At 66.5% G+C, this 13,428-nt stretch carries 19 protein-coding genes; 6 read left to right on the forward strand and 13 right to left on the reverse strand.

What is annotated here, in order from left to right:
- Positions 1 to 193 precede the first annotated feature (193 nt).
- Genes ACFWF2_RS23390 through ACFWF2_RS23400 form a run of 3 tightly spaced genes read left to right on the forward strand, consistent with a single transcriptional unit; the run spans position 194 to position 2,685 of the window.
- The gene (locus tag ACFWF2_RS23390; protein WP_379309570.1) at positions 194 to 880 is read left to right on the forward strand and encodes a hypothetical protein; all 687 of its coding nucleotides are present in this window, start codon (positions 194 to 196) and stop codon (positions 878 to 880) included.
- Positions 877 to 2,022 carry a radical SAM protein gene (locus tag ACFWF2_RS23395; RefSeq protein WP_379309571.1) on the forward strand — a complete coding sequence of 382 codons (1,146 nt, stop codon included), beginning with the start codon at positions 877 to 879 and terminating at the stop codon, positions 2,020 to 2,022. The genes ACFWF2_RS23390 and ACFWF2_RS23395 overlap by 4 nt, the downstream gene beginning before the upstream one ends.
- Before the next feature lie 9 nt (positions 2,023 to 2,031).
- Positions 2,032 to 2,685 (forward strand): hypothetical protein, encoded by a 654-nt coding sequence (locus ACFWF2_RS23400; RefSeq protein WP_379309572.1) that lies wholly within the window; start codon positions 2,032 to 2,034, stop codon positions 2,683 to 2,685.
- Between the two features lie 59 nt (positions 2,686 to 2,744).
- On the opposite strand, the gene ACFWF2_RS23405 is transcribed toward ACFWF2_RS23400, so the two are convergent.
- The 9 genes from ACFWF2_RS23405 to ACFWF2_RS23445 form a co-directional block, all read right to left on the reverse strand.
- Positions 2,745 to 3,317: an NUDIX domain-containing protein gene (locus ACFWF2_RS23405; protein ID WP_379309590.1), complete on the reverse strand. Its 573-nt coding sequence runs from the start codon at positions 3,315 to 3,317 to the stop codon at positions 2,745 to 2,747.
- Positions 3,318 to 3,848: 531 nt separating this feature from the next.
- A complete protein-coding gene (locus ACFWF2_RS23410) occupies positions 3,849 to 4,391 on the reverse strand; it encodes a hypothetical protein (RefSeq protein ID WP_379309573.1) in 543 nt (180 codons plus the stop codon).
- Positions 4,392 to 4,806: 415 nt separating this feature from the next.
- Positions 4,807 to 5,217 (reverse strand): lasso peptide biosynthesis B2 protein, encoded by a 411-nt coding sequence (locus ACFWF2_RS23415; protein WP_379309574.1) that lies wholly within the window; start codon positions 5,215 to 5,217, stop codon positions 4,807 to 4,809.
- A complete protein-coding gene (locus ACFWF2_RS23420) occupies positions 5,214 to 5,474 on the reverse strand; it encodes a lasso peptide biosynthesis PqqD family chaperone (protein ID WP_379309575.1) in 261 nt (86 codons plus the stop codon). Before ACFWF2_RS23420 ends, ACFWF2_RS23415 begins: the two co-directional genes overlap by 4 nt.
- Complete coding sequence (locus tag ACFWF2_RS23425) at positions 5,455 to 7,320, reverse strand: asparagine synthase-related protein (protein WP_379309576.1); 1,866 nt, start codon at positions 7,318 to 7,320, stop codon at positions 5,455 to 5,457. The genes ACFWF2_RS23420 and ACFWF2_RS23425 overlap by 20 nt, the downstream gene beginning before the upstream one ends.
- Positions 7,321 to 7,460: 140 nt before the next feature.
- Entirely contained in the window at positions 7,461 to 7,616 is a 156-nt protein-coding gene (locus ACFWF2_RS23430; protein WP_379309577.1) for a lasso RiPP family leader peptide-containing protein, read from the reverse strand.
- Positions 7,617 to 7,619: 3 nt separating this feature from the next.
- Complete coding sequence (locus ACFWF2_RS23435) at positions 7,620 to 7,835, reverse strand: hypothetical protein (RefSeq protein WP_379309578.1); 216 nt, start codon at positions 7,833 to 7,835, stop codon at positions 7,620 to 7,622.
- A gap of 168 nt (positions 7,836 to 8,003) precedes the next feature.
- The gene (locus tag ACFWF2_RS23440) at positions 8,004 to 8,207 is read right to left on the reverse strand and encodes a hypothetical protein (protein ID WP_379309579.1); all 204 of its coding nucleotides are present in this window, start codon (positions 8,205 to 8,207) and stop codon (positions 8,004 to 8,006) included.
- A gap of 9 nt (positions 8,208 to 8,216) precedes the next feature.
- Positions 8,217 to 8,444: a three-helix bundle dimerization domain-containing protein gene (locus tag ACFWF2_RS23445; protein ID WP_379309580.1), complete on the reverse strand. Its 228-nt coding sequence runs from the start codon at positions 8,442 to 8,444 to the stop codon at positions 8,217 to 8,219.
- Between the two features lie 416 nt (positions 8,445 to 8,860).
- On the opposite strand from ACFWF2_RS23445, the gene ACFWF2_RS23450 reads away from it, so the two are divergent.
- Positions 8,861 to 9,325: a hypothetical protein gene (locus tag ACFWF2_RS23450; protein ID WP_379309581.1), complete on the forward strand. Its 465-nt coding sequence runs from the start codon at positions 8,861 to 8,863 to the stop codon at positions 9,323 to 9,325.
- A gap of 260 nt (positions 9,326 to 9,585) precedes the next feature.
- Here the strand turns inward: ACFWF2_RS23450 and ACFWF2_RS23455 are convergent, their stop codons facing one another.
- Both ACFWF2_RS23455 and ACFWF2_RS23460 read right to left on the reverse strand, forming a co-directional pair.
- Entirely contained in the window at positions 9,586 to 9,744 is a 159-nt protein-coding gene (locus ACFWF2_RS23455; RefSeq protein ID WP_379309582.1) for a hypothetical protein, read from the reverse strand.
- Between the two features lie 149 nt (positions 9,745 to 9,893).
- A complete protein-coding gene (locus ACFWF2_RS23460; protein ID WP_379309583.1) occupies positions 9,894 to 10,409 on the reverse strand; it encodes a hypothetical protein in 516 nt (171 codons plus the stop codon).
- A 255-nt stretch (positions 10,410 to 10,664) separates the two neighbouring features.
- On the opposite strand from ACFWF2_RS23460, the gene ACFWF2_RS23465 reads away from it, so the two are divergent.
- Positions 10,665 to 11,198: a hypothetical protein gene (locus ACFWF2_RS23465; protein ID WP_379309584.1), complete on the forward strand. Its 534-nt coding sequence runs from the start codon at positions 10,665 to 10,667 to the stop codon at positions 11,196 to 11,198.
- 183 nt (positions 11,199 to 11,381) lie between these two features.
- Here ACFWF2_RS23465 and ACFWF2_RS23470 read toward each other — a convergent pair whose 3' ends face one another.
- Both ACFWF2_RS23470 and ACFWF2_RS23475 read right to left on the reverse strand, forming a co-directional pair.
- A complete protein-coding gene (locus ACFWF2_RS23470; protein ID WP_379309585.1) occupies positions 11,382 to 11,855 on the reverse strand; it encodes a hypothetical protein in 474 nt (157 codons plus the stop codon).
- A 95-nt stretch (positions 11,856 to 11,950) separates the two neighbouring features.
- Positions 11,951 to 12,952, reverse strand: a complete 1,002-nt coding sequence (locus ACFWF2_RS23475) for a helix-turn-helix transcriptional regulator (protein ID WP_379309586.1) — start codon at positions 12,950 to 12,952, stop codon at positions 11,951 to 11,953.
- 109 nt (positions 12,953 to 13,061) lie between these two features.
- On the opposite strand from ACFWF2_RS23475, the gene ACFWF2_RS23480 reads away from it, so the two are divergent.
- On the forward strand, positions 13,062 to 13,428 hold a 367-nt coding region (locus tag ACFWF2_RS23480), incomplete at its 3' end, for a VOC family protein (protein ID WP_379309587.1).

Here is a 13,428-nt window from a genome sequence, read left to right on the forward strand (position 1 = left end):
TCCGCATCATCCGCCCCGTTCCGCGATCATGGCCGTCCCCAACGGTTTTTCCGACGGTACCACCGGCTCTACCCAGCCCATATGCGCCTTCTGCATACGCCGGAATTCCCGAGACTCGTTGTGTGTATAGCCAATTCGCTATCGACGCGGCGATCGTCGGTGTGTCCGATATCAATCCTGCGGAAGGGGCGACATGGCGCTATCACTGTTGGTGCCGATCCTCGGGCCACCGGCATCCGGAAAGACAACGCTCACGCTGGCGCTGGGCAAGAATCCCGACCGGCACGTGTTCAGATTGCGCGAACACGTGCCGCCCGAGGTGGTCAGGCAGACCGCCAGCCACGGCCCGCGCGACCTCGGCTGGATCGACGATGACGTCGTTAATCCGGCGGTGCGCCAGTATCTGAGCACCGTGGCCACCGATTCCCGGATCCACACGGTGCTCCTGGACAACTATCCCGGCACGGGCCAGCAGGTCGAGGCGCTGCTCGAGATAGCGCGGGAGCTCGCACCTGGCTGTGCCGTCGAGCCGATCGAGCTCGTGCTCGACGCGCCGGCCAGACGTAAGAGGGCGCGAGCACGTCGAGTCTGTCACCGATGTGAGCGCGATCCGGCCGCCGATCCGCGCCTGCCCGCCACCGCGTCGACGTTCGGCGGATGGACCTGCGTGAACTGTGGCTCGCTGCTGCACCCGCGGCGAGGCGACGCTCCGACACTGTTCGCCGCCCGCACTCGACGCCACGACGACACGGTCGAGGACGTGCGTACCGCGTTCGACCGTGCGGGCATCCCTACCAACTCCGTCGACGGCGCCGACGACGCCGCGACCCTCGCACGAATCGTCGAGCCCCTGCTCATCGTGAGGAGCACCACCGCATGACCAGCACAACCCCTCTGGGACTCCCGACTTTCCGGCCCGACACCTACGGCCACGCCCGTATGCCGCGCAACGCCGGACAGCGCGAACCACATCGTGTCGACAAGGTCTCCTATGGCCGGTTCCGCAACGTCTACCTCTACATCACCGAGGCTTGCCAGTTGCGGTGCGAGCACTGCTACATGGGCGAGCGGCTCGAGCGGGCGTTGAAGATGACCCCGCAGCAGATCGTCGACACCCTCACCACCTGGCGGCAGCTCGGCGGCGACAAGCTCACCATCCTCGGTGGTGAGCCGACCCTGCACCCCTGGTACATCGACGCCATCCGGGCGGCGAGGACCATCGGCTACGGCCACGTCATCACCACCACCAACGCCCAGGCCATCGCCCGCAAGAAGTTCGCCCAGCTCACCCCTGAGGACTTCGCCTACGTTCAGGTCAGCATGGACGGCGGCAGCGCGGCCACCCACGACACCGTCCGCGGTGAGGGCACCTTCGACCAGGCGATGCAGACCAGCGCCGAACTGTGCGAGCGCGGGTTCGACACTCGCATCATCTGCACGGTCAACAAAGCCAACGAGGGTGATGTCCTGCGCTTGCTCGACATCGCCGACGACATCGGCGCGAGCCTGGTCAAGTTCCACGTGTTCTCCACCATCGGCACCGGCCACGGCAACGCCGACATGGCGATGAACCCCCTTGAGTGGGTGAACTTCTGCACGAGGCTCGAACTCGTTGCGCCGGAATACAAGTCACGGGTGTGGTTCCAGCCGACCTACGCGCGCCGCGACCAGATGGACCGCTACGCCAAAGAGGGCTACCAGGGCTGCATCGGCCGCACCCTCGACCGGATCTCGATCTTCCCCGACGGCCGCTGCTACGTGTGCAGCTACCTCTTCGATACCGACACCTACTACGCCACGATGCGCGACGGCCAGGTGCTGCTCAACCGCGACAGCGAGGTCAACGAGTTCGATCTGTTCACCAAACCTCTCGTCGGCAGCGCCTGCGGCGGCTGCAAGGAATCGGCGTGCATGGGCGGCTGCCCAGCCGAGGAACTGGTCATGGGTGCTTCGTCGTGCTCGGCCTACCCGGACATCGTGCCGGTCTGCCGACTGTGGAAGTCCAGCGCGAAACCCGAATAGGAGACCCCAATGCACACCATGGAAACCGTCATCGAACCGCTGCGCTGCCTCGACTGGAACGACGTGGAGGCCGTCGAGTCGGCTACCCGAAAGTCCTTCGAACTGCTCGCCGCCCAGAAGTATCTGCTGCGCCGCGCGTTGACCACGCTGCCCGACAACCCCGATCTCGCCGCACTGTGCGAGCACTACGACATTCTCGACAAGATCGTCCTGCACGACGACCTCGAATCCGGGATCCGGTTGCGCCTGCACATCTTCGGGCCCGGTTACCACGATCGCCCGCACAACCACCGCTGGACCTATGCCAGCCGCATCCTGCGTGGCGAATACCGGCACCGGCTCTACGGTGACGTCGAACTCGGTACGGAGATCGACGTTTCGAGCCTGCGCGCGGTGCACGTGCGCCAGGAACGGGTCGGGGCCAGTTACGCGCTGCACCACAGCGCTGTTCACGCCGTGGTCGCCGAACCCGGCACCGTGTCGCTGGTGCTGCGCGGCCCTGCCATCAAGGACCGGTTCCTGGTCATGGACGCCAAGAACGGCGAGTCCTGGTGGCAATTCGGGGCCACGAAGGAATCCCTCGAAGACGCTGCGGAGAAACGCATGTCCCTGCAGCGCCTCGAGGAACTGATCGCCTCGCTCGATGAGTGGCAGCTCATCTGACGAGGTCTAGCGACGGTGGGGACCGGTGAGAGAGAGGTAACGGTCCCCACCGTCACCTGTCACCAGCCGAACAGTGACAGTGACTTGCCGGAGGAGATATGGCCCAGTGCTTCCCGGCAGTAGGGGATCATGTCCGCTGGCAGCGCGTCGGCCGTGAACCATTCCAGCGCATCGCACTTGTCGGGTTCCATGTTCGTCGGTTCGCCCTCCCACTGCCGGACCTGGAAGAAGAACGCGACGCGACCGCCGGACGAGCTGTTGTGCATGATGTGCGCGAACTCGACGTCCTCGGGTGCGATGTGCACACCGATCTCCTCGGCGGCTTCACGCCGCAGCGCCTCGACCACCGACTCCTCGGCCTCGAGATGCCCCGAAGGCGGGTGGAACGCGCCATCGGCGTACCCGGTACCAGCTCGCCGACCGAACAGAATCCGACCCTGATCGTCGGTGAGCAGCAGGTGCACATCACCGATGAGTGTGTGCCTTTCAGTGCTGGCCACAGCCATTTCTACCTCTCTCTCGATGCGCTCGACATGAACGCGAGCACGACCATAAGCCATCGGCGGCCCATGTACTACCTGGTCCGCCGCATCGGAATCGGAGACCCCATGTCGCACCAAGCCACCCTCCATCGCAGCGAAGGCCAGCTCCTCGTTGTCCCCAGCCAGACACCCGAAAGCTTCCGCGCGATTATCACTTTCGGTGCGGCAGCCAGGCACGGCCGTCGCGATGCCTGCCTCCCCGAATGTCAGCGAGTCGGCTACCACCGTCAGGACTTCGCGACGAACTCTGGTCGCCACCACATGGAGTGAGATGGACACCACCGACTCGTGGGACTGCGTCCACGCCGGCACGGATCATCGGGGCTCCCGATATACCTCGAACTCAGCGCCTTGCCACCCTGGCCGAAGAAACACTCCCCGCCGCCACAGCCGCCGGAACAATGAACCCCACTACACCCCCGAACCAGGGCCAGTACTGCACCAGCGCACGGCGGCGGCAGTACCGGGCAACCCGAAACGCCACGGGAATCCGCTTCTTCGGTTGCCCATGTTCTACCCAGACGGGGCGCCTTCATTGGTCTAATCCACCGAATCATGGTCGCCCAAACTGCGGGATCTGACGCAACCGTTGCGCGGAGACCGACCCGAGTTCTTCTGAGGTCAGCCCATCAACGCAGGTCCAGTTTGCCCGTCCCGGGCGCTGTACCTCCATGGGCCGCTGAGAGTCACGTTGGACTGACTCCCCACTCCCAGAGACTTCCGGACCTCGCCGATGAACCGGTCCCGATGCTGCTGTTGCCGTTGTCGTGCTGCGCGCCACGTATCGTCCGGCGGGACGGAGCCATTGAACGCGGCGGCCATCACATCCATATCGGCGAGATGCAATTTCTCAGCCGCGACAACGACTTCACGCGGCGCGATCAGACGCAGCCTGCTCAAGCTCGCCATCGCGCGGCTGCGGCCTTCTTCAGCCTTCTCCTTCTGATCGACAACGCCAGCAGCGTCGCCCACCGCCCGCAGCTCCAGAGTGCGTGCGGCACTACCGGAGAAGCTCGCCTCGAGGTACTCCACGTAGGCATCGACGAGGGACTCTCGGAACCACCTCCGGTGCTCCCGTCGCCCCGTGACGTAGAGCGTTCCAAATGACAGGACGGCGGCCAGGGTGGCAGCAACCGCACTCAGGATTGACGGAATCTGTGTCATACGGACCCGCTTGCCAGTCGACGATCAGTGCTCTACCAGCCTATGCGGACATCACAGCGGCTCGGGCGTGTTCGGTAAACGGTCGTTTTCCGAACGCTCCAGCGGAAGCGGCCGGGCTCGGGTGATCGCGAACGGGTGTTTGGTCCACAGTCGGATGTCGGCCAGCGCCGTGAAGATCTGGGATTCCAGTCGAGCATGTGCTCGATCCGCTGCTGGCGGTGGCGTTGCCGGATCCAGCCGAATTCCACTCCTTGCGTACTGGATCGATTCTCCGGTGTAGTCCAGTCCCTGTACGTGCGAAGGTCGTCAGCGACCTGGCCCTTTGCGGACATGTCGACTCCAGCGCAGGCAACACCGACACAGGAGGCCGGTGAGCCGACAGGCCCCCCCGAAACCCGCACAGGGAAAGTCGAGGTCAGCATGGGGGGACGGTGAGCAGGGTGTGGTAGGTGGCGGTGTCCTCGGGCTCGCCGACGCGGCGTCCCTGCGCTTCGACCCAGGCGTGGGCGGCAAAGGGTGGAGTGCGTACTCCCGTGCACCAGATGGGCCAGGTGCCACCGAGCCGACACAGCAAGGTGGTAGCCAGGGAACGCTGCAGGCAGTACCGGCCCGAGCACGCGACGCTGACGGCGGTCACGTCCTGGCGGGCCCGCAGGGCAGTGGCGTAGTCGGCGGGCACCGATCCGCGGCGTGCCACGTGCAGGACAGTGCGCAGGCGCCGGGGCGGGAGGTGAGCCAGCAGCCGTGCGGCTACGACGGCGGTGCGTGCGGCGATGCGGCGGCCCAGCGGTGGGCGGGTTTGTCCGGTGTCGAGGATCTGGCTCACGGGGCGCTCACCACCAGGCCGACGCGGGTGAGGTGGTCGAGTAAAGCCGCGACGTCGGCCCCGGCGCGGTCGCGGTCGACGGGGCGGGTCGCTGCGAGCCGGTCGGCGACCTGTTCAGGGGTAGCGCCGTCGAGCAGCGCCGAGACGACGGCGGCACCGGTGGTGTTGAGCTGCCAGTAGCGGCCGTCGCGTTCGTCGAGTAGGACCATGCCGTCCTGGGTGGGGCAGCAGGAGACGTCAGTGCGCAGCTGTGTCAACGGGATGCTCCTCATGTGGGCTGGTAGGGGTGAGGTAGGCGGGGACGGGATGGGTTGCCAGGTCGCGCAGCCACGCCTCGGTCGCCAGGGTGTACTCCAACTGGGCGCAGCCGCCGGTGTGCAGGCCCGGGCTGAGCAGGACACGCCGTAGCTCGTTCTCCTGCGCGAGGCCCGCGGCCACCAGATGCGAGGTGTCGGCCCAGTCGGCGAGTTGGCGGGAGTGGGTTTTCAGGCCGTCGTACCATTCGTGGCCGCAGTGGTCCTTGGTGGTGCGGGCCAGGAGGTGTTCGGGCACCAGACCCTTCATCGCGGCGGCCAGCAGTGGTTTGTAGGACCAGGGGTCGCCCGCTTCCTGGGTGCGCACCGACAGGCAGGCCGTCAGGACGGCGTCGTCGCAGAACGGGCTGTCGACCGGCAGCCCCCTCGCTGTGCCGGCGTCGGTGATGAGCCGGGCCAACCTTCCGGCTTCCCTCATCTGGTGGATCCAGGCATGCCGGCCGGGGTCGGCGGCCAGCGGTTCGGCCTGTTCGGCGGCGCAGCACAGTAACCCGGCGAGCTCGTCGGCGGCCAACGTGCTCGCCCACACCGGAAGGACAATCCGCTGTCCCCATGTCTCGGGCGTGGATGCGGAAACGGCGGGTTCGCGGAGGCGGCCGGCGGCCGCGGTCAGCCAGGCCGGGTAGGAGCCGCCGCCCAGCAGCATCCGGGCGGTGGCGCCCAGCGGCCAGCGGTGGCGGGCCTTGAACCCTGCGGTGTGGCGCAGTGCGAGCCGGGGGTTGCGGCGCAGCAGCTCGTGGAGGTAGGAGGCGGGGGGCGAGACGGCGTGGTCGCCGCCGTGACCGGACAGCCGCAGCGTGGCTCCCCGGGCGCGCATCGCGTGGGCGAGGTGGCGCTGGATCTCCCCGTCGCGCAACAGGGCCGAGGGTTCGTCCAGTGGGTCGTGTCGCTGGTCCAGGCCGGTGAAGCAGCTGGGCAGCTCGTCCGAGGGGAAGGTCAGGTGTTCGATGTGGGGCAGATGGTCGGCGGCGTAGCGGGCGTAGTGGTGGTCGAGGTTGCCGGGGGCGCTCCAGTGCAGGGTCGCGGTGACCAGGCGGGCGCCGGCTTCGGCGGCCAGGAAACACAATGAGGTGGAATCCATGCCGCCGGACAGGTCCGCGGCCAGCACCCAGCCCGGGCGAGCCCGCAGCGCCACCGCGTCACGCAGGGCCTCACGCAGGCGACTGGCCGCCTGCGCCAGGGGCAGGTCCGCAGCCGGGGGGTGCCACCACCTGATGGTGCGGCAGGCCCCGTCTGGGTCCAGGTGCAGCGCCTCACCGGGCGTGACGGTGTCCACGCCGTGCCACATCGCCGCACCCGCCAACGGGTGCGGCAACCCGACAGCGAGGCGGGCCGTGAGCTGGGCGGTGTCCGGGTCGGCACCGGTGAGCCAAGCCAGGGTCCGCGCCCGGTCCGCGCACACGGTCACCCCCTCGATACTTGTCCGGTATACGCGACGCCCCCCGGAGGCACTCCCACGCACGTACACATGTCTGTCCAGGGCCGCGACCACGTGAAAGCTGCCATGGACACCGCCTAGCGCCGCCTCCAGGTCCGCGACCGCGTGCACACCCTTGAGGCGGGCGGTCAGGTCTGCGGTGGTCGCCGAGGAGGTGCCCACCACTGCCAGCATCCGCCCGCCCACCACTGCTAGGCGCATCTTTTGGGGCGGCCAGGAACCCAGCAGCCACGGCCGCCCCGACGGGTAGGACACCACCTGGTCGGCCCGCTCCCGCAACCGGGTCAGCACGGCAGGTAGCGCTGCCCGGTCCGGGACGATCACGAACCAGCACGCCGACGTATCGCTCACCTCGCAGTCAGCTCCTGACATCTCGCCTGCTTCTTCGATGAACGAACCCGTCCTGCCCGTCGGGGTCGATGGGTGCCGGTCCGCGCCCGCGGACGGCCGCGGACCGGCACCTCAGTTCACTTCAGCTGCTGGCTGCGGCCCTAATACATGTACGAATCAGCGCCATTCATGTACGAATGAGTGCCCTCGACAGGGCCGATTGGTGCGCCCTGGGTGAGGTCGGCGAAGTCGCCGACCTCACCCAGCAGCGGGGTTTCATAGATCTCGGCGGGCTCGATGTTCAGTGTCTCGTTCATCGTTCACCTCCAGATCGACTCGGGCGGGCCATCCGCCCATTGATACCTTAAATGCATAACTTGACTGGCTGCCCCCGCCGCGGCGATTTCTGCCGCCATGTCCAGCACCGCTGTTTTGCCGACCCCTGGCTCGCCCCGGATGACCAACACGGCTTCGGATGTCTGCCCGCGGACGAACGCCGTCACCAGATCCCGTTCGACCTCACGACCAACCAGCACGGCGACCTCACCCTGTTCTTGCGGAGCTGTTCATCGAGTTGACGCCCCCGGGGAGAAGACGACGTCGACTTCGCAGTCGTTGCTGGTAGGGGATTCGGGGCTGGAATGCATACCGTAGGGCGGCTGCGTCACGATGCGGTGAAGCCGCCGCTCGGCGTGGCGGTCGAACTAGTCGTCGGCCAGGCCGGGGAACCGGCGGTGCAGACCGTCGACGAAACGGCGAATCTGGCGCAGGTCGGCTTGCCACGCGGCGCGCTGCTGCGGGGAGCCGGCCAGTGCCATGTCGGTTTCGAGCCTCGCCGCGTGCGCGGTGAGCATCTCGACGAATTCCCGGGCTTGAGCCACGTCGGGATCGTCGTCCTGGCGGCTCATGCCGACCGCTCAACTGGAGTTCGACAGGACCCGATCGACGTTGCGTTCGACCAGAAGCGGAACGAAGTCCCGAACCGGCGCCGTCGAGAAATGCTGGTAGGCGCTGCGGGCGATGTCGGCAACGGTGTCAGCGTCGATCTGGGGGTAGCGCTGCTCGAGTCGAGTGACGACCTCACTGATGCGGTTTCCTCTTCGTTCGCCATAACCCGTGGTCGCGGCCTGTCGGCGAACGGTCAACCTCGCCTGCCCGATCTCGGCAGTATGGCACCGACCGGCTCGACGTGCCTGGCCAGCCGAATCCGAACTCCGCCAGGTCGCAGTCGGGCTCGCTGCCGGCGGTTGGCCCTGACCGGATTTGTGTACTGCCCCGTCTGTTCACCGCAGACGGTGGATTCGTCGTCGACACCTGGCGCGAGGGCTACGCGAACCTGTTCCGGCACGTCACCCCGGTAGTCGACCGGGATGGCGCCGAGTTGTTCGACCGCAGGATGGTTGCGGGCGGACGCGGTACCGATCTCCCGAACCCCCGCGCGGGCGGTGGCGGACTACCCTCGACTACAGGGCCGGCATCTCCACGCAGGCTGCCGACGTACGTGGGGACGCCATCCAGGCCGTCATGCAGTCGCATCATCCAACTCCACGGGGAAGGCGCCATGACCACGATCCATCTCCACCAGACCACCACCGCGACGCCCGAGCAGTTCCTCGCCGGCCTCACCGATTTCGGCCCGGGCCGCAAGGAACTCTTCGGCAACAGCGCGGACAACTATCTCGAGGTGCACCACGAAGGCCCTCATGATGCCGACGTCACGGAGGGCTCGCGCGGCATCTGGGAACGCCTGCACTATGACTGGACCGACCCTCACCGCGTCCTGATGACGACCACCGACTCCAACCTGTGGGGCGGCGCCTCTGGCCACACCTACACCCTCACCCAGCAGTCCGCTGGGACGACCGACGTGGACGTCGTCGTGGTCCGCGACGGGAAGAACCTCAAGGGACGGCTGCTCGCGATCGTGCTCGGAGCCTTCGGCACGCGCATCCTGGGGAAGGAGCTCAGGAAGTCGGTCGAGGCGATCGAAGCCCGCGGCGACGGCGCACACGGCACGGCCACCTAGTAGGGCCCGTCGGCGAGTTCTCGCGGAACGGCGGCGACGTCGACCAGCGCGCCGTTGCGCCACACGGTGACCTCGACGCGTCGGCCGATGGTGTGCTCGACCATGAGGGCTGGATATCGGTCGCGGTCGCGACGGGCGTCCGTCGATCGCCACGAGAATGTCCCTGGCGCGGAGACCGGTATAGCTGGAGTAAGTGACTATTGAACCGGGTGAGGCGGGTGCGGTGTCAGTAGGCGACTGGTATGCCGATGTGGTGCCGATCAAATCGAGCTGAACGATCCGCACGACCGTGTCGATGTCGGCGGCGGGGTGATCGCGGCGCGCACCGTGGCGTGGATGTCGCTGCCGTGGTTGAGGGGCTTCGACGACGGCCAGGATGGCCGCTGCTGCGGCGCCGACAGCAAGTGCTCGTCCGCCACCAGTGCCTCCCGCCGATAGGGGCCTGGAGTAATCGCGGGAGATTCAACGAAGTTCGCCTGATATGGCAACAACAGTCGCGACCATGGGTGGACCACCGCGCTCCCCGGATGTGCGAGTCGCCAGGCACGCCCGAGGGAGAGGGGTCGTCTCAATACAGTGACGGCAGTGCCTTCGCCACATGACGTTGGAACTCCGTCTGGAGCGGAACCAGGCGAGTGTGATTGTCCTTTGCGGATTCGAAGCTGTCGGCCCACACCGAGTCGTATGCCGCACGACGTACCTCAGTCGCGAAAGTCTGCAACTGGTCATCGAACACACGAGCATTCGCCTGCTCGAACCGGAGGACGGCGTCGGACCAGCCCACCGCGGTGGGGGTTTCCCACTGGCGTGCTGGCCACTGGCCCGACTCCTTGAAGATCGTCAGGACGCGGTCGAGCTCGACGTCAGCGGCGTTGATCAAGTCCGCGAGTGCAACCTGAAGTGCGAGAACACTCTCGCGCTGAAAGGTGTTGCGCGCCAACTGGCGCTCACGTTCGAACTGAACATCTCGCGCGGCCGCCTCGCGACGACTCGTGAATCGCTCCTTGTAGATCGTGAGTACCGACGTCGACAACGAACCGAGCGCCACACCAACGAAGCCGAAAATCGCTTCTGTCGCCACCACCCCATGACTCCTATCGCGGCAGTCGACCTCGACCGTCCCGAACACTCAATGGTCTTGGTGCTGAAGATGAGTCGGTCAACGAGGCATCCGGGTTCGATCATCTCAGACTGTGTGCCACGATCGCCATACTCGAGTTCCGTAGATGCGGTCCCTATTCTCGTCTAGCTACGATGATCGGACAGTGATCCCTGGAGGCGCTGGCGGCTTCGCTGGAGGCCGGCAGGTACCCCCACGGGATCTCCTGATGGAGAGGTAATGGGTACCGTGTACTGCCCTGTTATGGAGCTCAACCTGTTGAAGGACCTGCAGGACAGGATCGGCTTCGAGAACTACGCCAACGGATTCGGGTTGCTCGAGTACGGGAGTACCTCCGAGCTCGAGGCTTGGTCGGAGAACCCGGAGTTCACCACCCGGTTGGTTCCCTTCGCGCAGGCGAATGGTTCTGGTTCGTTCTATGCGCTCTGGCGGTTTAACGACCAGGCGGAACTCACTGCCTTGCCTGTTGTGGTTTTCGGGGACGAGGGTGGACTGCACGTGGTCGCACGTAATGTGCGGGAGCTCTTCCAGCTCATCGGCTTCGATTCGGAGATCATGGTGGACTGGGACGAAGTCTCATTCTGGCGCGAGTCGGACGAACCGCACAGCACGGGCCACGCCGAGTACACGGCCTGGCTCGCACAGCACTTCGGCCTGCCGGTGGCCGAGAATCCGGAGGCGGTTGTCGCTACGGCACAGGCGGAATTCGGGCAGCAGTTCGCCGACTGGGCTCGTCGCTTCTTGCCCAACTAGGGGCGCCGTTGGCGAACGGCGAGCCAATGCTGCTGGCCCGACCGAATGTGGTTCCAGCGCACGCTCGGACAGCTCATCGATGCCGACTGCGACGGCCCGCTGTGGGCACATGGCGGTTCCCGCGTGGGCGATGAGGAGACCGTGGCCGAGGTGATCTCGGAGTTCGAACGCGCGAGCGCCTGTCTACGCCGCAGCGTTCGCGAGCTGCCGATAGAGCCGCGCCAGTTTCGCGGCGTCCTTGCGATCGAATCCGATCATTTCGTCGATCTCGCGGGACAGGAACTCGAGCCAGTCCGCGATCGCGGCGTGCTGTGCGGGGCGGAGGCCGCGCAGGGTCGTCTCGTCGTCGCGTCGCGCACTGCGGAGATAGCTGCTGAGAAAGATCCAGAGCTCGAAGTCGTACGGTTGGATCAGCATCAGCTTCAGCACCGCCGGGAGGTAGTACTCGACGGCCTGCGCGGTCATGTACGTGAAGTCTTCCATGTGCAGACTGGGCAGAAAGCTCGCGCGATCGATATCTGCCCGCGAGCGGCCGTGAAAGTGCGCGATGACGTACGGCGCGTCGATACTCGGCGGTGCGAGTTCGTCCTCGGTGAGCGGCAGCGAGCCCGTGAACACCTGATCGATTCGGTGCGTGACCTCATCGCGACTCCTCATGGCCGCCACAACCTACCTCACCATTGCTGCAGGCCGGTCTTGGTTGACTCCTGATCTGTGAGAATTCGTCCTCGCTGCATATGTTTCGAACGTGCTCATGACCTCGGGCGTGCGGCCCGCGCGGCTCGCCGGGACAGCGCGGTGAAAGCGTCACGCAGTGAGTCCGGGCCGATCACTTCGATTTCGGTGTCGAATCGTGCCAGCGTCGCGGCGAGTGCGGGCCAGGACCAGGAGCCGGTCAGGAGTCTGGTTCGTGCGGGGCCGAGTTCCTCGACGGTTCCGTCGCCGGCGAACGGTGCCACCTGTGCGACGGGGAGATCGAGGATCACCTCGCCCCGGCAGGGCCAGCTGTCGGCGCTGTCGGAGCCTTTGAATCGGGCGGACAGGAACGCGGCGACGTCGCCACCTGGTACTTGGCGTGGGGTGAAGCGTGGCCCGTTGGGGACGCGCAGTGCCATCCGATCGGCACGGTGTATCCGCCAATCGTGCCGCTGGGGATCCCATCCGATCAGGTACCAGCGACCACCCCGAGCCACGAGGTGGTGCGGATGTACCCGCCGTGCCGGTTGCAACCCCGGATGCGGTGAATCTGCCACTGACCGGTAGTCGAACCGCACCTCCTCCGCGGACCGGACGGCGGCGCTCAGCGCGAGCAGAACGGCGGTGTCGACCTGGGGATCTACCCTGCGCCCGCCCGGTTCGACCGCGATCACCTCGAGGGCGTCGACGCGTTGGCGCAGGCGGGAGGGCATGACCTGCCGCACGGTCGTCAAGGCGCGTGCGGCCGCCTCCTCGATACCCGCTCCCGTTCCGACTGCGATCCGTAACGCCACCGCGAGCGCGACCGCCTGCTCATCGTCGAACAGGAGCGGGGGCAGCTCGCTGCCCGCGTCGAGCCGGTAACCACCCTCGGGTCCCTTCACCGCGTGAATCGGGTAGCCGAGTTCGCGCAGCCGCTCGACGTCGCGGCGAACCGTGCGTTCGCTCACGGCCAGCCGTTCGGCGAGCAGCATTCCAGGCCAGTCACGGCGGACCTGCAGCAACGACAACAGCGAGAGCAGGCGGCGGGAGGTCGCTGTCGACGATGCGATCGGCATGTGTCCAGGCTGCCACAAATAGCGGACGTTCCCTGACCGGTACTGCTGACAGGGTGGAATTTGTCGCCGGAGTCCTCCGGTGGCGAAACACTCCGAAGGGATCTGTCAGATGTCGGTAAACGCTGTCGCTCACTTGAACTTCCACGGTCAGGCTCGCGCGGCTCTGGAGTTCTACCAGTCGGTGTTCGGTGGCCGGATCACCGTCGCGACCTACGGTGACTTCGGGATGCCCGCCGCGCTGCCCGACGCCGCCAAGGTGGTGTTCGGTCAGGTCGTCGCCGACGACGGGTTCCGGGTCATGGCCTATGACGTGCCCGGTGCGGACGCGCCGGTCGCCCAGGACCCGCCGACCACCCGCCGCGAGAACGGCGCCACCCTCACCACGGAACCATTCTTCCTCTCGGTCCGTGGTGACACCGTCGAGGAGGTGGGCGCGCTGTGGGGACGACTCGCGGACGGGGCGACCGTCATCGAGG

The sequence above is a fragment of the Nocardia sp. NPDC060259 genome (assembly GCF_042728775.1).
Classification (GTDB): Bacteria; Actinomycetota; Actinomycetes; order Mycobacteriales; family Mycobacteriaceae; genus Nocardia.